15 protein-coding genes are annotated in these 18,389 nt (G+C 67.3%); 6 read left to right on the top strand and 9 right to left on the bottom strand.

Annotated elements, in window-relative coordinates; all coding sequences use genetic code 11:
• Nucleotides 1-72 precede the first annotated feature (72 nt).
• The 3 genes from C7402_RS25660 to C7402_RS25650 form a co-directional block, all read right to left on the bottom strand.
• Nucleotides 73-1,374, bottom strand: coding sequence for an NCS2 family permease (locus C7402_RS25660; protein ID WP_112171008.1), 1,302 nt, complete (start codon nt 1,372-1,374; stop codon nt 73-75).
• Between the two features lie 334 nt (nt 1,375-1,708).
• Complete coding sequence (locus C7402_RS25655; RefSeq protein ID WP_116612670.1) at nt 1,709-1,978, bottom strand: DUF4148 domain-containing protein; 270 nt, start codon at nt 1,976-1,978, stop codon at nt 1,709-1,711.
• A gap of 80 nt (nt 1,979-2,058) precedes the next feature.
• The gene (locus tag C7402_RS25650; protein ID WP_116612669.1) at nt 2,059-3,177 is read right to left on the bottom strand and encodes an AraC family transcriptional regulator; all 1,119 of its coding nucleotides are present in this window, start codon (nt 3,175-3,177) and stop codon (nt 2,059-2,061) included.
• Between the two features lie 105 nt (nt 3,178-3,282).
• Between C7402_RS25650 and C7402_RS25645 the strand changes: the two genes are divergently transcribed.
• Genes C7402_RS25645 through C7402_RS25630 form a run of 4 tightly spaced genes read left to right on the top strand, consistent with a single transcriptional unit; the run spans nt 3,283 to nt 8,155 of the window.
• Nucleotides 3,283-4,416, top strand: a complete 1,134-nt coding sequence (locus C7402_RS25645) for an acyl-CoA dehydrogenase family protein (protein ID WP_116612668.1) — start codon at nt 3,283-3,285, stop codon at nt 4,414-4,416.
• Between the two features lie 45 nt (nt 4,417-4,461).
• Complete coding sequence (locus C7402_RS25640) at nt 4,462-6,177, top strand: AMP-binding protein (protein ID WP_116612667.1); 1,716 nt, start codon at nt 4,462-4,464, stop codon at nt 6,175-6,177.
• Between the two features lie 19 nt (nt 6,178-6,196).
• A complete protein-coding gene (locus tag C7402_RS25635) occupies nt 6,197-6,982 on the top strand; it encodes an enoyl-CoA hydratase (protein ID WP_116612666.1) in 786 nt (261 codons plus the stop codon).
• Nucleotides 6,983-6,985: 3 nt separating this feature from the next.
• The gene (locus tag C7402_RS25630) at nt 6,986-8,155 is read left to right on the top strand and encodes an enoyl-CoA hydratase/isomerase family protein (protein ID WP_116612665.1); all 1,170 of its coding nucleotides are present in this window, start codon (nt 6,986-6,988) and stop codon (nt 8,153-8,155) included.
• Between the two features lie 15 nt (nt 8,156-8,170).
• On the opposite strand, the gene C7402_RS25625 is transcribed toward C7402_RS25630, so the two are convergent.
• Nucleotides 8,171-9,559, bottom strand: a complete 1,389-nt coding sequence (locus C7402_RS25625) for a chloride channel protein (RefSeq protein WP_372460310.1) — start codon at nt 9,557-9,559, stop codon at nt 8,171-8,173.
• Nucleotides 9,560-9,746: 187 nt separating this feature from the next.
• A complete protein-coding gene (gene ppnP, locus C7402_RS25620) occupies nt 9,747-10,067 on the bottom strand; it encodes a pyrimidine/purine nucleoside phosphorylase (RefSeq protein WP_116612664.1) in 321 nt (106 codons plus the stop codon).
• 360 nt (nt 10,068-10,427) lie between these two features.
• On the opposite strand from ppnP, the gene C7402_RS25615 reads away from it, so the two are divergent.
• A complete protein-coding gene (locus C7402_RS25615; RefSeq protein ID WP_112171017.1) occupies nt 10,428-12,689 on the top strand; it encodes a TonB-dependent receptor in 2,262 nt (753 codons plus the stop codon).
• 80 nt (nt 12,690-12,769) lie between these two features.
• Here the strand turns inward: C7402_RS25615 and C7402_RS25610 are convergent, their stop codons facing one another.
• On the bottom strand, nt 12,770-13,570 hold the full coding sequence (locus tag C7402_RS25610) for a family 1 encapsulin nanocompartment shell protein (RefSeq protein WP_112171018.1): 801 nt from the start codon (nt 13,568-13,570) through the stop codon (nt 12,770-12,772).
• A complete protein-coding gene (locus C7402_RS25605; protein WP_112171019.1) occupies nt 13,563-14,648 on the bottom strand; it encodes a Dyp-type peroxidase in 1,086 nt (361 codons plus the stop codon). Before C7402_RS25605 ends, C7402_RS25610 begins: the two co-directional genes overlap by 8 nt.
• A gap of 137 nt (nt 14,649-14,785) precedes the next feature.
• On the opposite strand from C7402_RS25605, the gene C7402_RS25600 reads away from it, so the two are divergent.
• A complete protein-coding gene (locus C7402_RS25600; RefSeq protein ID WP_112171020.1) occupies nt 14,786-15,058 on the top strand; it encodes a hypothetical protein in 273 nt (90 codons plus the stop codon).
• 22 nt (nt 15,059-15,080) lie between these two features.
• On the opposite strand, the gene C7402_RS25595 is transcribed toward C7402_RS25600, so the two are convergent.
• On the bottom strand, nt 15,081-17,198 hold the full coding sequence (locus C7402_RS25595; protein ID WP_116612663.1) for a VTT domain-containing protein: 2,118 nt from the start codon (nt 17,196-17,198) through the stop codon (nt 15,081-15,083).
• Nucleotides 17,199-17,429: 231 nt separating this feature from the next.
• Nucleotides 17,430-18,365 (bottom strand): electron transfer flavoprotein subunit alpha/FixB family protein, encoded by a 936-nt coding sequence (locus C7402_RS25590; RefSeq protein ID WP_116612662.1) that lies wholly within the window; start codon nt 18,363-18,365, stop codon nt 17,430-17,432.
• Nucleotides 18,366-18,389: the final 24 nt, after the last annotated feature.

Here is an 18,389-nt window from a genome sequence, read left to right as displayed (position 1 = left end):
GCCGCATGCGAGGCGATGTCGCCCGATGGAGCGCTCGATTGGCGCTCCATCGGATCAACCCGCCTCAACCCGTCACGCGTTGCCGAGATAGAAATACCGGAACAGGAACACGGCCGCGATGATCCACACGATCAGCTTCACGTCGCGCACGCGGCCCGTGAGCAGCTTCAGGCCCGCGTACGAGATGAAGCCGAACGCCACGCCATTGGCGATCGAGTAGGTGAACGGCATGGCGAGCGCCGTGAGGGCGGCCGGCACGACTTCGGTGGCGTCGTCCCAGGGCAGGTCGGCGAGTTCGCGCAGCATCAGGCACGACACGTAGAGCAGCGCTGGCGCCGTGGCGTAGCCCGGCACCACGCCCGCGAGCGGCGCGACGAACAGGCACGCGAGGAACAGCACGGCCACGGTGAGCGCGGTCATGCCGGTGCGGCCGCCCGCCTGCACGCCCGAGGCGCTTTCGATATACGCCGTGGTCGACGAGGTGCCGAGCACCGAGCCCGCGAGAATCGCCGTGCTGTCGGCGAGCAGCGCGCGGTTCAGGCGGTGCATCTTGCCGTGCACGAGCAGGCCCGCGCGGTTGGCCACGCCCATCAGCGTGCCGGTCGCGTCGAACAGCTCCACGAGGAAGAACACGAGCACCACGTTGAGCACGCCCGTGGAGAGCGCCGCCTTGATGTCGAGTTGCGCGAACGTCGGCACGATCGAAGGCGGCGGGGAGAAGATGCCGTGGAACTGGTTGCCGCCGAAGAAGAACGACAGCACCGTGACGCCCACGATGCCGATCAGGATCGCGCCGCGCACCTTGAGCACATCGAGCGTGACGATCGCGAAGAAGCCGATGATCGCGAGGATCGTATGCGGATCGTGCAGATTGCCGAGCTCGACGAGCGTGGCCGGGCTCCCGACCACGACGCCCGACGTCTTGAGCGAGATGATCGCGAGAAAGAGGCCGATACCCGCTGTGATCGACACGCGGATCGAATGCGGAATGCCGTTGACGATGGCTTCGCGCACGCGCAGCAGCGTGACGATGAAGAACAGGCACCCGGAGATGAACACGGCGCCGAGCGCGGCCTGCCATGTGAAGCCCATGCCCTTCACGACCGTATAGGCGAAATACGCGTTCAGGCCCATGCCGGGCGCGAGTGCAATGGGGTAGTTCGCGTACAGGCCCATGATGATCGAGGCGAGCGCCGCGACGAGGCAGGTGGCGACGAACACACTTTCCTTCGGCATGCCGGCGTCGCCGAGAATGGCCGGATTCACGAAGATGATGTAAGCCATCGTGAGGAAAGTGGTGAAACCGGCGAGCAGTTCGGTGCGCAGGTTGGTGCCTGCTTCTTCGAAACCGAAATAGCGTGAGATGGCGTCCATGAAGATCGGGCCCTTGAGAGTCGAGCGGGTTGTTCGTTGCTTGTTTGTGTGGTTCTTGTGTGCAGCCGGCGTTGGCAGGCCCGCGACGCGGCGTGCGCGCATGCCGTAGCGTGTGGCTACGGGCGCGATTGTAAACAATTGTCCGACCAGCGCAGAAATGCCGTCATGAGCGTGGAACGGGTACAACAGCGTGCGCTGCGGCGGCAAGCGGAAGACGAGCGCACTGGGCGCGCCCGTGTCGGGAAGCAATGCGCACAACTGCAAACACGCGCCGGGCGTTGCGATGCCCGGCGTCGCGTGTTACAGCCGTGCAGCGATCAAGCGATCACCGGCATTACTGGGTCGTTTGACCGGCGGGAGCGAGCGTTCCGGCGTGCTGCGCACGCCGTTGCGCTACGATGGCGCCCGCGCGCTGGGCGTTTTCGGGGTAGTCGATCCAGTCGAGCGGGTCATAGCCGGCCTGACGCCATTCGACCAGATCCGCACGGACCTGCGCTCGAGTCAGAGGCTGCGAGGGATCGTACGGTTGGGCCAGCGCCGCAGCCGACGCGAAACAGCATGCCCCGGCAAGCATGCCGAGCACTACACGCGGAAGGGGGTTCATGGCAAGGCCTTTCGTCTAAGGGATATCCCTAAAAATTATAGGCGCTATCTCAATAACTGAAAGGCGGATCGAAACCCGCTTTAGTGCGTGCGAGCGCGCAGGTGCGCGGCGCGATAGTCGGTCGGCCGCTGGCCGGTCCATTTGCGAAACGCCCGGTGAAATGCGCTCGGCTCCGCGAAGCCGACGGCCGCCGCGACGTCCGCGACCGAAAGCGCCGGGTCCCGCAGCGCTTCGATCGCCAGGTCGCGCCGCAACCCGTCCTTGATCGACTGGCAGCTATGGCCCTCCTGGCGCAGCCGCCGCCGCAGCGTGGCGGGGGCCACGTTCAGGCGTTGCGCGATGGCGTCGGCGTCGGGCCACGCCGTGGCGGGCAGCGCGCGCAGCGTGCGGCGCACGCGCGCCGCAAATGCGCCCGGATTGCGGTACTTCACCACGAAGTTGCCCGGCGCGTTGCGCAAAAAGGTGCGCGCCGAACCGGCGGTCTGGATCACGGGCAGGTCGAGAAACGCGGGTGCGAGCTCGAACCAGGTGGCCGGCTGGTCGAAAGCCATGTCGTCGCAGAACATCAACTGGTACTCGTGCGCAGCGCTCGGCGGCGGGCAGCGAAAACGCGCGGCGAATAGCGGAATGCGCCGCCCCACGAGCCAGCACACGAGCCCGTAGACGAGGATGAACCAGGTGGCGTAGGCGAACATCGTCGGCGTGGGCTTGCCCGCGCGGTGCACGAGCGTCACGCGCACGCGCGTGGCGTCGACGTCGATTTCGGCCGCCAGGTCGTCGAGCACGAGGCGCATGAAATGGACCGCGCGCTGCAACGCCTGGCGGCCCGTGTGCGCGCCGAGCGCCGAGTGCGTCATGGCGATGAAACTGCCGCTTTTCATCGCGTGCGAGTCCTGGCCGAAAAACTCGTCGTCGAGCGCGCGCGCGATGCCCGACCACAGGTGGCCGTATTGCGCCGCGCTCACGCGGGCGTGCGGCGCGAGCAGCGTGGCCGGCGCGATGCCGGCGGCCTCGGCGAGCGACGCGGCGTCGAGGCCGCCCGCGCGCGCGAGCGCCAGCGTCTCGTTGACGAGGCTCATCGAGATCGTGCCTTTTTCGCTCAGTGTTTCGGTTTTCTCAGCCTGCACAGATCCGCTTCCCGTGGGGTTGTCGAAGCCAGTATGGTAAATCCGATCAGTGAGATTGAGCGTGGCGGGCATCGAATGCGGCTGCCGCCATGCCTAAACTTTTCGCAAGCCTTGCAGCCGGGGCCGCACCGCGCCACAGTGGATGGCAAGCGCAAGAGACACAGGAAGGGGACACATATGGACGAGTTCTACACCGACGACCAGCGCATGATTCGCGACGCCGCGCGCGACTTCGCGAGCGAGCAGCTTGCGCCGAACGCGGCGCAATGGGACCGCGACGGCAAGCTGCCTGACGAGGTCGTCAAGCAACTGGGCGAGCTGGGCTTTCTCGGCATGATCGTGCCGCCGGAGCAGGGCGGCTCGTACACCGACTACGTGGCCTACGCGCTCGCCATGGAGGAGATCGCGGCGGGCTGCGCTTCGTGCGCCACGCTCGTGAGCGTGCACAACTCGGTGGGCTGCGGACCGATCCTGCAATTCGGCACCGACGCGCAAAAGGACCGCTGGCTCGGCAAGCTCGCAAGCGGCGAGATGATCGGCGCGTTTTGCCTGACCGAGCCGCAGGCGGGCTCCGAGGCGAACAACCTGCGCACGCGCGCCGAACTGCGCGACGGCAAGTGGGTGCTCAACGGCAGCAAGCAGTTCGTGACCAACGGCGCGCGCGCGAGCGTGGCCATCGTGTTCGCGGTGACCGATCCCGACGCGGGCAAGCGCGGCATCTCGGCCTTTATCGTGCCGACCGACACGCCGGGGTTCAACGTCGGCCCGCACGAGAAGAAGATGGGCATTCGCGCTTCGGACACCTGCCCGATCTCGCTCGTCGATTGCGCGATTCCCGAAGCGAACCTGCTCGGCCAGCGCGGCGAGGGACTGAAGATCGCGCTCGCGAACCTGGAAGGCGGGCGCATCGGCATCGCGGCGCAGGCGCTCGGCATCGCGCGCGCGGCGTTCGAAGCGGCGCGCGCCTACGCGCACGAACGCGTGCAGTTCGGCGAGCCCATCATCAAGCATCAGAGCGTGGCGAACATGCTGGCCGACATGCACACGCGCATCAATGCGGCGCGCCATCTCGTGCATCACGCCGCGCGGCTGCGCTCGCTCGGCAAGCCGTGTCTTTCCGAGGCGTCGCAGGCGAAGCTCTATGCTTCGGAAATGGCCGAGGAAGTGTGCTCGCACGCCATCCAGATTCATGGCGGCTATGGCTTCCTGAACGATTACCCGGTGGAGCGTCATTACCGCGACGCGCGCATCACGCAGATTTACGAAGGCACGAGCGAAGTGCAGCGGATGGTGATCGCGCGGCAGCTTTGAGAAGCCGTGAGGATGACCAGATAAATACAATCTATGGAGACGACGATGACCGGGTTCACCCCTTCCGCGCAGGCCTTCATCGACGCACGCGATCTGCTGCTGCGTCACCGCACCGACTACGCGCGCGCTTACGATGAATTCGCCTGGCCGAAGCTCGACACCTTCAATTGGGCGCTCGATTACTTCGACGTGATGGCGCGCGGCAACGACAATCCGGCGCTCTGGATCGTCGACGATCTCGCGAACGGCGGCACGCGCTATTCGTTCGCGCAGATGTCCGAGCGTTCCTCGCGCATGGCGAACTTCCTGCGCGAGCAGGGCGTCGCCCGCGGCGACCGTCTGCTGCTCATGCTGCCCAATCGCGTCGAACTGTGGGACGTGATGCTCGCGGCGATGAAGCTCGGCGCGGTGGTGTTGCCCGCCACGACGCAGCTTTCGCCCGACGACGTGCGCGAGCGCGTGGAAACGGGCGGTGCGCGCTACGTCGTGGTCGACGCCGCCGAACTCGGCAAGTTCGACGCGCTCGATGCCGGCGTGAAGCGCATCGCGGTGGGCGGCCCACAGGCAGGCTGGATCGATCTCTCCCGCGCCTACGAAGCGAACCCCGCCTTCACGCCCGACGGCCCCACGCGCGCCACCGACCCGATGTTGCTCTATTTCACCTCGGGCACGACCTCCAAACCCAAGCTCGTCGAGCACACGCACCAAAGCTACCCGGTAGGCCACCTTTCGACGATGTACTGGATCGGCCTCGTGCCGGGCGACATCCACTGGAACATCAGCTCGCCGGGCTGGGCCAAGCACGCGTGGAGCTGCTTTTTCGCGCCGTGGAATGCGCAGGCGTGCGTGTTCGTCTACAACTACGCGCGCTTCGTGCCGAAAGACACGCTCGCCGCGCTCGTGCAGTGCGGCGTGACCACGCTGTGCGCGCCGCCCACGGTGTGGCGCATGCTCGTGCAGGAGCCGCTCGCCTCGCATGCGGTGAAGCTGCGCGAGATCGTCGGTGCGGGCGAGCCGCTCAATCCAGAGATCATCGAGCGCGTACGCCACGCCTGGGACATCACGATCCGCGACGGTTACGGGCAAACGGAAACGACCTGCCAGATCGGCAACTCGCCGGGCCAGCCCGTGGTGGCGGGCGCGATGGGCCGTCCGCTGCCGGGCTACCGCGTGGCGCTCGTCGACCCCGATGACCAGCCCGTGAGCGAAGGCGAAATCGCGCTGCCGCTCGGGCCGAACGCGTCGGAGCGCCCGCTTGGCCTGATGACCGGCTACGCGAACAACGCGAAGGCGACAGAGCACGCCATGCGCAACGGCTACTACCACACCTCCGACGTGGCGCTGCGCCGCGACGACGGCTACTACGTGTACGTGGGCCGTGCCGACGACGTGTTCAAGTCGTCGGATTACCGCCTGAGTCCGTTCGAACTGGAAAGCGTGCTGATCGAGCACGAGGCGATTGCCGAGGCGGCCGTCGTGCCGAGCCCGGACGAGCTGCGTCTCTCGGTGCCGAAGGCGTTCGTGATCGTGCGCCAGGGCTACGAGGCCGGTCCCGATCTTGCGCGCGAGGTGTTCCGCTTCTCGCGCGAAAAGCTCGCGCCGTACAAGCGCATTCGCCGCCTGCAATTCAGCGATCTGCCGAAAACCATCTCGGGCAAGATCCGCCGCGTCGAGCTGCGCCGCCGCGAAATGGAGCGCAGCACCGAGCCCGCGCGCCAGCCCGACGAGTACTGGGAAGAGGATTTCCCCGAACTGCGCTGATATCCACACGGAGTCCGAAATGATCGAATTCGAATACGCGCATGATGGCGCGGTGGTCCTGCTCACGCTTTCGCGCCCGCCTGCCAACGCCTTTACGATCGACGGCCTGCGCCAGCTTCAGCAGGTGATCGAGGCGTTCAACCGCGAGCCGCAGGTGCGCGCCGTCGTTATCACCGGCAGCGGGCCCAAGTTTTTCAGCGCGGGCGCCGACCTCAATGCGTTCGCGGGCGGTGAGCGCGAGGTCGCGCGCACGGCGGCGAGCGCGTTCGGCGCGGCCTTCGAAGCCGTGCAGCAGGCGCGGCCCGTGGTGATCGCCGCCATCAACGGCTATGCGATGGGCGGCGGCCTGGAGTGCGCGCTCGCCTGTGATATCCGCATTGCCGAGGAACACGCGCAGCTCGCGCTGCCCGAGCCCGCCGTGGGGCTGCTGCCTTGCGGCTGCGGCACGCAAACCTTGCCGTGGCTCGTGGGCGAAGGCTGGGCCAAGCGCATCATTCTCACCGGCGAGCGCGTCGATGCGCAAACGGCGCTGCGCATCGGTCTCGTTGAGGAAGTCGTCGCGACGGGCGGCGCACGCGAGGCCGCGCTCGCCATGGCGGGGCGCGTGGCCTCCCTGAGCCCGCAGGCGGTGAGCGCCAGCAAGTCGCTGATCCATCAGGCGCGCAACGGCGTGCCGCGCGGCGCGGCGCTCGCGGTCGAGCGCGAAAGCTTCGTCGATCTGTTCGACTCGCCGAACCAGCGCGAGGGCGTCAACGCGTTCCTGGAGAAACGCAAGCCGCGCTGGCACATTGAAACGGAGAACTAAGCAATGAATGCAACACCCGCTTGCGCCCAGCGTGAACACGCAACTGCGCAGGAAACCGCGCCGGACGTGCTGTTTCGCGTGGTCAACCGCGTGGCGATCGTCACGCTCAATCGCCCTGCGGCGCTCAATGCGCTTTCGCACGCCATGGTGCGCGAGCTGGCCGTGCTGCTGGAGCGCGTGCGCTCGGACGACTCCATTGTCGCACTCGTGCTGGAAGGCGCGGGCCCGAAGGGCTTTTGCGCGGGCGGCGACGTGCGCGCGCTTTATCAACTCGCGCGCGCGAACGAGCGCGACGGTGCGCACGGCTGGCAGCAATTCTTCGTCGATGAATATCGGCTCGACTACGCGCTCCACACGTTCGCCAAGCCGCTCGTCGCGCTGCTCGACGGCGTGACGATGGGCGGCGGCATGGGGCTTGGCCAGGCGGCGGCGCTGCGCGTCGCGACCACGCGCACGAAGATCGCGATGCCGGAAACGCGTATCGGCCTGCTGCCCGACGTGGGCGCCACGCACTTCCTCTCGAAGATGCCGCCGGAGATGGCGCTTTACGTGGGCCTGACCGGCGCGATGCTCACCGGCGCTGACGCGGTGCACTGCCATCTCGCCGACGCCTGCGTGCCCGGCGAATGGCTCGACGGTTACGAAGCGCGCCTCGCGGGCGCGCAATGGAAGGATGAAGCGGGCCACGTGCTGGCTGCGCTGCGCGAGGTGTTCGTCGCGCCGTGCCACGAGGCGGATGAAGGCAAGCTTGCCGCGTTCGCGCCGCTCATCGCGCGCCACTTCGAGCGCCGCGCGAACGTCGGGCAGATCGTGGCTTCGCTGCATGCGGACCTCGAACGCGAGCACACGGAAAGCGAGCGTGCCTGGCTCGAAGCCACGCTTGAAGCGCTCACGCACTATTCGCCGACGATGCTCGAAGTCACGCGCGAAGCGCTGCTGCGTGGCCGCCAGATGACGCTTGCCGAGTGCTTCCGCATGGAGCTTGGCATCGTGGGCCGCTCGATCGAAGAGGGCGACTTCTGCGAAGGCGTGCGCGCGCATCTCGTCGACAAGGACCGCAAGCCGCGTTGGGCGCCCGCAACGCTGCCCGAGGTGCGGGCCGAGCGCGTGCAGCATTTCCTTGCGTCGCCGTGGCGCGCCGAGGCGCATCCGCTGGCGGATCTCGGCGCCTGATTGTCCGTTGGCGTTTCAGTCCGAGGCTTCGCGCGCGGTCGGTTCGCGCAGCGCGGCGAGCCGCCGCTCGCGCTCGCCCGGTGCGGCAGGCACGCCGCGCGAAGGACGCTGCGCGCGCGCTAGCAGGCGCAGCGTGGAGACCGACCCGGCCACGGCGAGCAGCAACGGAATCGCGAGATCGTGGTTGACGTGCGTGAACTCCAGAATCAGCACGGTCGCGGTGATGGGCATCTGCATCGAGGCGGCGAGAAACGCACCCGCGCCGATGATCGCGAACGTGCCCGCCGATAGGCCGGGCCACACGTGGTTCGCGAGGCCCGCGATCACGATGGCGAGCAGCGCGCCGTTCGCGAGCCCCGGCGTGAGCAGACCGCCCTTCGCGCCCGCGCGCAGCGTGGTCGTCGTGATGAGCACGCGCAGCACGAGCAGCACGGCTGCGAGCCCGATGCCGAGATCGTTGTCGAAGCTCAGGCCCGCCGGGCCCTTGCCGTTGCCGAGCAACTGCGGAAACCAGATGGCCAGCACGCCGATACCCGCGAAATTGATCACGGCGTAGAGCGGCAGCCGCCAGTCCTTGGGCGAGGCGTCGCGCGCGCGGCTCGTCACGCGCGAGAAGCCGTGCGCCGCCGCGCCGAAGATCGGCCCGCACAGCACCGACCACACCACGAGTTGCGCGTTGATGGCGTAGGCGGGCACGTGGTATTGCTGCTCGTCGCCGAGGCCGATCCACGCGACCACGGCCGCGATGGCCGAGGTGGCGATCGCCGGCACCGCCACCGACCAGCCGAAGGTGCCGAGCAGCACTTCGAGCACGAACATCGCGCCGCCCAGCGGCACGTTATAGACCGCCGCGAGTCCCGCGCCCGCGCCGCACGCGATCATCACGCGGCGTTCGGCGGCCGTGAGGCCCGTGCGCCGCGAGAGCCAGCTCGCGATCGCGGCGCCGATCTCACGCGGGGCGACCTCGCGCCCGAGCGGCGAACCCATCGCCACGGTCACGATCTGTAGCAGCGCGTGCACGGTGGTCGAAAAGAGGGGAATGCGCGGGCCGCCCGGTTTGATCGCCGCACTGATGCTCACGAGCGGACGGGCGTAGCGATAGAGCGCCCACCAGCCGCCGCCGCCGATCAACGCGCACACCACCAGCACCGCCACGCGCCGCCACGGCGCGGTATCCGTCACGCCTTGCAGGAAACTTTCCTTGCCGATGATGTGCCCCGCGCCGTAGCCATACGCGACGTGCTGGATGGCGTGCAGCAGCAGCGCGAGCAGCATGCCGCCCAGACCCGCGCCGATGCCGGTGAGCACGGTCACGACCGCGAGCGTGACGAGCGGGCTGCGCGCCGGCGGACGCTCGGCGCTCGCGCGCGGGCGTGGAGTGAGGGGGGGCGTGAGGGACGACACGGCGTGACGGAAAGCCTGGAAATGATGGGGCGAAGGGCTGGCGCCCATTGTAGCGAGGGCGTTCGGGCGGCGCGTCCAGCGCGTCATCGGGCGTGCGGGTCGCGCGAACCGGAACGCTCGCAATAATGAAAACGAAAACGCCCGCCGCGAGCCACGCGGCGGGCGTTTCCCAGCAACGCTGCGAGGCTTACAGGTAGCTGCAAACGTAGTCGAGCGTCTCGACCACGTCGATGTCGAAGCGGCTGTTGCCCGGCACCGAGAACGACTCGCCGGCGCTGTAGGTCTTCCATTCGTCGCTGCCCGCAAGGCGGATGCGGCACTGGCCCGCCTGCACTTCCATCAGCTCGGGCGCGTCGGTGCCGAAATTCAGCGCGCCCGGCAGGATCACGCCGAGCGTCTTGCGGGTGCCGTCGGCGAACAGCACGGTGTGCGAGACGCACTTGCCGTCGAAGTAGACGTTGGCGCGTTTGATTACGGAAACCTGGTCGAATTGCGATGCTGCCGTCATGGCGGTCTTCCTCAGTCGTCGTGAATGGATACGGGCGCGCGAACGAGGCGTCGTCCGCAGCGAGCCCGCCATCATACCGGCTGTCATCCCGCGCAGTCAGTCCTGTCAGTCAGTCCTGTCAAAAGCCCCGTCAGTCAGCCCCGCCAGTCAGCCCCGTCAAAAGCCCGCCTCGCGCCACACGGCGCTCACGATTTGCGTATTGAATGTTTACACAAATATAACCTTTCATTACAATTGCTATGGCGAATGAGAATGATGTGCATTCGTAAATACGATAAATCGCCGGATTCTTTGTAGCGTACGGGGCGCGTGACGCTCGCCGCAACGATAGAACGCCCGTCACCGACCAACTCGCAACCCATGCCCGCCCAATTTCCGACGCGGATGCGCGCAATCGCCTCCGTCGCAGCCCTCTATTGCTCCGGTTTCTTCGCCTCGACCCTCGCGCACGCGCAGACCGCGCCCGCCGCACCTGTGGCTGCATCGGCCGCCGCCCCTGACGCCGCCGCCACGGCCGCCACGGCCGCGGAAAGCACGTTGCCTGCCGTGAAGGTCATTTCGGCGCCGTCCGAGATGCAGACGAAGGCGCTCAGCTCGTACAAGTTCACCGCGCCCCTCATCGACACGCCGCGCTCGGTCACGGTGATCCCGGAGGAAGTGCTCAAGGAAAAGAACGTCACGACGTTCCAGGACGCGCTGCGCACGGTGCCCGGCATTACCTTCCTGGGCGGCGACGCGGCGGCGAATCCCTCGGCGGACCGCCCCGTGATTCGCGGTTTCGAGTCGCGCAACTCGATCTTCGTGGACGGCATGCGCGACTCGGGCGTGCAGAACCGCGAAACCTTCGACGTGGAGAACATCAGCGTCATCAAGGGCCCCGACTCGGTGTACGCCGGGCGCGGGTCGGTGGGCGGCAGCATCGACATCACGACCAAGGCGCCGCAGGCCGACAACTTCATCAACGGCAGCGTGGGTCTCGGCACCGACAGCTACAAGCGCGCCACCATCGACTGGAACCAGAAGCTCAACGACACCACGGCGTTCCGCCTGAACGCCATGGGCCACGACGCCGACCAGGCCGGCCGCACCGACGTGTACAGCAAGCGCTGGGGCGTGGCGCCCTCGATCGCGTTCGGCCTGAACACGCCGACCACGGTCACGGTGAGCTACTACCACCTGAACAGCTACGACATGCCCGACTTCAGCGTGCCGTTCCGCTCGACGGGCGGCACGCCGGTTTCGACGAGCCGCGGCCAGTTCTTCGGCCTGAACACGCGCGACTATCGCTACGGCCAGACCGACACCGGCGAAGTGAAGGTGGAGCACCGCATCAACGACGCGTGGAAGATCAAGAACACGACGATGTTCGGGCGCTCGACGCTCGACTACGTGGCGACCAATCCGCAGTTGACGAGCGCGACCTCGAACATCCTCAGCCTCCAGGCCAAGAGCGGCAAGTACGCGACCAACAGCGTGGCGAACCAGACCGAGGCGAACGGCAAGTTCGATCTCTACGGCATGCGCCACACGCTTACGGCAGGCGTGGAATTCAGCCACGAGCAGGACCGCTACGAGGGCTATCTCGTGAGCGATTCGGCGGGCAACAACATCCGCTCGGGCGGCCCGTGCACGGTGGCGTACAACTGCACGTCGCTCTACGGCGGCTGGAACCCGAACAACCCGTGGACGGGCAGCATCGTGCTCAACGGCGACAAGAGCTTCCCGGGGCCCGCCACGCACACGCAAACGAACATCGCCTCGGCCTATCTGTTCGACAGCGTGCAGCTTTCCGAGCGCTGGATCTTCAACGCGGGCCTGCGCTTCGACCGCTATGACGTGAGCGCGCAGCAAGCGGGCGTGGCCGATCTGTCGAACATCTCGAACCTCTTCAGCTACCAGTTCGGCCTCGTGTTCAAGCCGATCCCGAACGTGAGCCTCTATGCGTCGTACGGCACCTCGGCGAACCCGCCGGGCTCGAACTCGGGTCTGGGCGGCGGCACCGACCAGATCACGGTGACCAACCAGGATCTCGCCCCCGAGCGCGCGCGCAACATCGAAGTGGGCGCGAAGTGGGACGTGCTCGACCAGCGCCTCTCGCTCACCACGGCGTTGTTCCAGACCGACAAGACCAACGCGCGCGTGAGCGACGGCCTGGGCGGCACGATCAACGCGGGCTCGCAGCGCGTGCGCGGCTTCGAATTCGGTTTCGCGGGCAACGTGACGAGCAAGTGGTCCGTGTTCGGCGGCTATTCGTATCTCGACGCCATCACGACCAATGCCGGCCCGGCGAGCCCCACGCTCTCCGGCCTGCCGATGGTGATGGTGCCCAAGCACAACTTCACGCTGTGGACGAGCTACGACGTGTTGCCGAAGCTGACGCTGGGTGCGGGCGCAACGGTGTCGAGCCTGACCTACGCATCGGTGGCGGCGACTTCGCGCAAGTGGACGCCGGGCTACGCGCGCTTCGATGCTTCGGCGACGTGGCGCGTGTCGAAGAAAGTGGATGTTCAGCTCAACGTGAACAACATCTTCGACAAGGAGTACTACCAGTCTGCGTACCCGATCTACGCGACCTGGGCGCCGGGCCGCTCGGCGGTCGTGACGGTGAACTTCTATCAGTAATGTCTGAACGCAAGGTATGAAAGAAAAGGGGCGCTTCGAAAGAAGCGCCCATTTTTCATTGCCCGCGCATCAACGCGAACTTACTCGGGCTTCACCGCCACCGAGGCCTCGGCCGTGAGCAGCATGAACGTGAAGCTCTCTTGCAGATAAAGGCGCACGCTCAGTTCGTCGTGCGAGGAATAGCCGATCGACACGTCCTGACCGATATGGAACGCGAAGTCGCCGCCGCGCGTGCTCACGATCGCACCGCCTTCGATGGCCGGCGCCCAGATGATCTCGCCATTCACGAGACGGCGAATGTGCTCCAGGATCGGGTAGCCTTGATCGCTCGCTTCGCTCACCGCCGTGTACGCGTCGGAGCCGAGCAGGACCGCATAGGGGCCGTCCACGCCTTGCAGGCGCAACTGTTCGAGCGCCTTGGCGATGATCTCCGGATATTCGGCGATGTCGGCCGGCAGCGGCAGCACGGGGTTCGACGTGCCTTCGCGAATGCCCGTGATCTGCGCGGCCGTATAGCCGTCGAAAATCGCGCGGTCCTCCGCGAACGCCAGGCGCGTGGCCGCGTCCTTGGCCGGCTGCCAGTCGGAGTCCTCGGCGCCGCGCTCGACGTCGTCGATGGCTTCGCGCGACAGCTCGAACGGCACGCGCAACTCGACGAGTGCCTTCACTTCGCGCTGGCGCGCGCGGATGCCTTCCAGCGGCGCCTCGATGCCGTTCTGGTGGCCCGTCCCGATGGCCGCGAGCGCCGCGCCGCCGGGGCCCTCGACGTCCACGACGCGGCGGCCCGCGAGCGAGCGCTTGAAGGTGCGCGCGACTTCTTCTTCGATTTGCGACCACGCGGCCGTGGAAATGGGCGCCAGCTCGCGATGGAGGTTATTCATACCGGGGTGCTCCTTTGAGGGATCCGATGGCGAGCGAGCCGTCCGCGGAGGACGCGGCGGCAGGCTCGGTGTCTGTTTCTGATGGGGTGGCGGCGTCGACTTCGATCGTGGACGCGGTGCCCGGCTCGACGTCGGCGAGCGCTTCGAGCAGCGGTTGCGAGGGCACGAAGAACAGGCCGCCGGTGACGGCGCGGCTGAAGTCGAGCAGACGGTCATAGTTGCCGGGCGGCGAGCCGACGAACATGTTTTCGAGCATCTGTTCGATCGGCGCGGGCGTGCGCGCGTAGCCGATGAAGTAGGTGCCGAATTCGGCCGAACCGGGCCGGCCGAACGGCATGTTGTCGCGCAGGATCTTGATCTCGTTGCCGGCGTCGTCTTCGAGCGTCGTGAGCGAGCTGTGCGACCAGCTCGGCTTCACGCCGTCTTCCAGTTCGATGTCCTGGAGCTTGGTGCGGCCGATGATGTGCTCCTGCGCTTCCACGGAAAGCGCGTTCCAGCCTTTCATGTCGTGCAGGTACTTCTGCACGAGCACGTAGCTGCCGCCGCAGAATTCGGGGTCTTCGGCCTCGCCGATCACGGTGAAGTGAACCGCTTCGTTGCCGGTGGGATTCTCGGTGCCGTCCACGAAGCCGATCATCGCGCGCATGTCGAAGTTGCGAAAGCCGTGCACTTCGTCCACGGTCTTGACCGCGCCTTCGAGGCGGTTCATAAGCTGCGTGGCGAGTTCGAAGCACAGGTCGGTTTCGTCGGCGCGGATGTGCAGCAAAATGTCGCCGGGCGTGGCGACGGCTTTGCGCTCGCCCGCGCCGAATTCGCGGAACGGGTGCAGCGCGGCCGGGCGCGGCTCGCCGAACAGCTTGTCCCACGCGTCGGACGAAAAGCCCACCACGCACGAGAGATTGCCGGCCGGCACGCGCTTGCCCACGGCGCGCACGAGATTGGCGACATCGGCGCACCAGGCGCGCACGGTGGCGCGGCTCGCGGCGTCGTCGTTGACGGTGGCAACGATGAAGAAGGCGTTGCGCGTGACGGCGCTGGAGACGGACTGCGGTTCCTGCGTGAGTGAGGCCGGCGTCATGATTTTGGGTATCGCTAGGGAGTCGGGGGATTTTGCTACGCCCGCATAGTTTAGCCAAAGTCGCGGAAAGGGGCGGTTTGCAGGCGAGCGGGGTGCCGTGCGACGATAGTCGGCGTCATGTCGACAGGAGACTCGCCATGTGGGACCACACCGAGCATGAAGGCTTCGAGATCTGGGTGCTGCCGATTCCGGCGTTCGGGCCGCGCTCGCCCGAGCCGCTGTTCCACTACAGCGGCTATATCTGCCGCCACGGTGCCGACGCCCATGTCGAAGGGCGCAGCGTGCGCTTTCACGACATGATGCGCAACTACACGGGCTCCGACGCCGCGCTCGACGCCGCCTACGCGGACGCGCGCAAGCGCATCGACCGCTTCCACGCCACCGGAAGCTGGGCCGAAAGCACGGCCTGAAGCGTCCCCCGCGAGCGTGCCCCTAGCGGCCCGCCTGGACGATCAGCTTGACGGGCCGCCCTTCGCAGCCTACCGCGCCCGGCAGCGTGAGCGTGCGCCAGCCGGGCGGCTGGCCGGGGGCGGCGAGGTCGGTGGCGTCGGCGTCGGGGTAGGTCGCGATCGCGTTGAACGGCCAGGAGCCGCGTCGCAGCCGCTCGTGGATCAACGAGCCGACCCAGACCGGCGTGGGCTCGTGGCCGTTCGCAATGCCCGCAACGGCCGCGCTGCCATTTGCGCCATTCGCACCATTCGCGCCATTCGCACCGCTGCCGCCACGCGGCGCGAGCGCGTAGCCCGAAGGCCAGAAGCGCAGCACGTCGCGGCGGCTGCCGGGTGCTCCGGTCTCGCCCGTGAGGCGCGCGCGGGAGAACACGAGCGGCGAAGGCAGGCCGTTGTTCAGCTTCGGCAGGAGCGGCAGCGACATCACATCCACATGCGGGGCGACGAGCGAGAGCACGCTGCGCAGCGAGAACTGCGGGCCTTCGCTCCAGCCCGCGTCGCGCAGCGCGGCGCGCAGGTCGTCGGCGTTCGCGGCCCACTGGATCGTCATCGGCTCGCGCCGCGTGCCTTTCATGTCGAAGCGGTAGCAGGCAAACGTCTTCCAGAAGCCGTCGCTCCACTGGAGCTGCGAGATGACCACGGGCGGCCGCGAGGCCACCGTGGCGCTGGCCGGCGGCGCCGGGGGGCGCCCCGGCGGCACCGTTTGCAGCAGAATCGAGACGACCAGCACGATGAGCACGACGGGCGGCATGTACGCGCGCTGCGGCGGACGCTGCGGGTAGCGCCACAGCGAGGTGAGCACGACCGCCGCCACCCAGATCGAGGCGAAGGCCGCGCCGCCGATGGCGTCGGAGAACAGGAAGCGGTCGAAGTAGAGCCCCGCGAACGCCACGGAAACGATGATCGCATTGCCGAGCGCGGCCACGAGCGCGGCCTCCAGCATGCTCGCGCGGCGCACGAGCAGGAACATCACGAAGCCGTAGACGATCACCATCGTTGCCACGCGGTCGCTCGGGAACACGTAAGCCTCGACGCTCTCGCCGTCCGGCGCCGAATGATGGATCACGAAGCGCAGGATCACGATGAGCAGTTGCGACACGCCCGCCGCGAGCATCCAGTAGGCGATGGTGCGCCAGCGCCGCTCGAACGCCATCCACACGGCCGCGGTCGCGATGAGCGCCGCGAGCGTCCAGCCGCTGCCGAGCGTTTCCACGCGCGCGAGCGCTTCGTCGGCCCATGTGGAGCGGATCGACTGGAGGAACTGGCGCACCGACTGGTCGAGCTGCACGAGCGGCGCGCCGCGCAGCACGTTGTCGAGCACATAGGAGAACACGGCCGCGCACACGGGCACGAGGCCCGTGATGACGATGATCGCGCCAAGCGCGGGCTGCGCCGGGTCGAGCAGACGGGCGAGGCGGCGCGAGGCGCGCCCCGGATGTTGCGCCGCCCACTCGGCGGCGCTGCGCCGCGATGCGCTGGCCCAGTTGTCGATGTGCAGGAGCAGCATGCGCACGAAACGCCAGATCAGCCAGACCGCGAGCGCGACGATGCCGAGGATGACGACGAGCCGGAACGACACCGCGCCCGCAAGCTGGAGCGAGGCGCCGAACACCACGCCCGGCACGATATGCGCGGGCGCCCAGATGAGCGCGGAGATCACGTTCATCATGAAAAAGCGCATGGGCGCCATGCCGGCCATGCCCGCGACGATGGGCACCACGGCGCGCAGCGGCGCGATGAAGCGCGCGAGGATCACGCTGCGCGTGCCGTGGCTCACGAAATACGCCTGTGCGCGCTCGAGAATGCCGGGGTGGCGGCTGAACGGCCACATCTGGGTGAGCGAGCCGCGGTAGCGATGGCCGATCCAGAAGCTCACGCCGTCGCCGGCCACGGCGCCCGCGATGGCGCAGACAAAGAGCCAGCCGAGATTGATCGTGCCCGTGGCCGCGAACGCGCCTGCGATGAACATCGCCGTGCTGCCCGGAATGAACGTGCCGATGAAGGCGAGCGATTCGAGGAACGCGGCGACCACGACAAAGGCGAGCGTCCACGTGGCATGCGCGGCGAGCAGGTGCAGCAAATGATCGTAGGCGTGCTCCATCAGCGGGACGGGTTCGTTCGGGGCGCTCGCGCGAGGGGGAACGGCTGTCGGCCTGTGCGTTGCCGGAAACGGCGCACATGGCCTCACGCGCAATATAACCGGGCGCGCGCAAGTGCGCGCGGCGGGGCGTCACGGCGTGCCGGGAGCGGGAAATGCGGCGCGCATCGGCGCCGTTTGGGGGAGGCGGGCCGCGTCGCGCGGCGGCGACGCGGCTGGCGGGGGCGCGGCGAGTTAGCCGAGTGCGCCCGCGAGTTCGGGCACGACCGTGAACAGGTCGCCCACGAGGCCGTAGTCGGCCACGCTGAAGATGGGCGCTTCTTCGTCCTTGTTGATCGCGACGATGACCTTCGAGTCCTTCATGCCCGCCAGATGCTGGATCGCGCCGGAGATGCCAACGGCAACGTAAAGCCCCGGTGCGACGATCTTGCCGGTTTGGCCGACCTGGTAGTCGTTGGGCACGTAGCCCGCGTCCACGGCGGCGCGTGAGGCGCCGAGCGCGGCGTTGAGCTTGTCCGCGAGCGGTTCCAGAACCTTGGTGTAGTTCTCGCCGCTGCCAAGGCCGCGACCGCCTGAGACGATGATCGACGCGCTCGTGAGTTCCGGGCGATCGAGCTTCGTGACTTCGCGGTTGACGAACTGCGCAAGGCCGCTGTCCGCTGCGGCTTCGAGCTTTTCGATTGCGGCGCTGCCGCCTTCGGCTGCGACGGCGTCGAATGCGGTCGTGCGGACCGTGATGACTTTAATCGGTTCGGCCGATTGAACCGTGGCGATCGCATTGCCTGCGTATATCGGACGCTCGAAGGTATCGGGCGATTCGACGGCGGTGATGTCGCTGATCTGTGCAACGTCGAGTTTCGCGGCAATGCGCGGCGTGACGTTCTTGCCCGCCGCCGTGGTCGGCGCGAGGATGTGCGAATAATTCTTCGCAATGCTCATGACCGTCGCTTCGACGTTTTCAGCGAGACCCTGTGCGAGTTGCGGCGCGTCGGCCAGCAGCACCTTTGCGACGCCTGCGATCTTCGCTGCGGCATCGGCTGCGGCTTGGGCGTTGTGGCCCGCAACCAGCACGTGAACATCGCCGCCAATCTTTTGCGCGGCGGCCACGGTGTTCAGCGTCGCGGCCTTGACGCTCGCGTTGTCGTGTTCGGCAATAACCAGAATCGTCATTTTCAAATCGCTCCCTTACAGCAC

This window comes from Paraburkholderia unamae (genome assembly GCF_003096875.1).
Taxonomy (GTDB): domain Bacteria; phylum Pseudomonadota; class Gammaproteobacteria; order Burkholderiales; family Burkholderiaceae; genus Paraburkholderia; species Paraburkholderia unamae.
This window is presented reverse-complemented; position numbering and strand designations above follow the sequence as displayed.

Bases quoted from the DNA above. Each gene is read 5' to 3' on its own strand.
- C7402_RS25660 (WP_112171008.1), bottom strand. From the start codon at position 1,374: ATGGACGCCATCTCACGCTATTTCGGTTTCGAAGAAGCAGGCACCAAC.
- C7402_RS25655 (WP_116612670.1), bottom strand. From the start codon at position 1,978: ATGAACCCCCTTCCGCGTGTAGTGCTCGGCATGCTTGCCGGGGCATGC.
- C7402_RS25650 (WP_116612669.1), bottom strand. From the start codon at position 3,177: ATGCCCGCCACGCTCAATCTCACTGATCGGATTTACCATACTGGCTTC.
- C7402_RS25645 (WP_116612668.1), top strand. From the start codon at position 3,283: ATGGACGAGTTCTACACCGACGACCAGCGCATGATTCGCGACGCCGCG.
- C7402_RS25640 (WP_116612667.1), top strand. From the start codon at position 4,462: ATGACCGGGTTCACCCCTTCCGCGCAGGCCTTCATCGACGCACGCGAT.
- C7402_RS25635 (WP_116612666.1), top strand. From the start codon at position 6,197: ATGATCGAATTCGAATACGCGCATGATGGCGCGGTGGTCCTGCTCACG.
- C7402_RS25630 (WP_116612665.1), top strand. From the start codon at position 6,986: ATGAATGCAACACCCGCTTGCGCCCAGCGTGAACACGCAACTGCGCAG.
- ppnP (WP_116612664.1), bottom strand. From the start codon at position 10,067: ATGACGGCAGCATCGCAATTCGACCAGGTTTCCGTAATCAAACGCGCC.
- C7402_RS25615 (WP_112171017.1), top strand. From the start codon at position 10,428: ATGCCCGCCCAATTTCCGACGCGGATGCGCGCAATCGCCTCCGTCGCA.
- C7402_RS25610 (WP_112171018.1), bottom strand. From the start codon at position 13,570: ATGAATAACCTCCATCGCGAGCTGGCGCCCATTTCCACGGCCGCGTGG.
- C7402_RS25605 (WP_112171019.1), bottom strand. From the start codon at position 14,648: ATGACGCCGGCCTCACTCACGCAGGAACCGCAGTCCGTCTCCAGCGCC.
- C7402_RS25600 (WP_112171020.1), top strand. From the start codon at position 14,786: ATGTGGGACCACACCGAGCATGAAGGCTTCGAGATCTGGGTGCTGCCG.
- C7402_RS25595 (WP_116612663.1), bottom strand. From the start codon at position 17,198: ATGGAGCACGCCTACGATCATTTGCTGCACCTGCTCGCCGCGCATGCC.
- C7402_RS25590 (WP_116612662.1), bottom strand. From the start codon at position 18,365: ATGACGATTCTGGTTATTGCCGAACACGACAACGCGAGCGTCAAGGCC.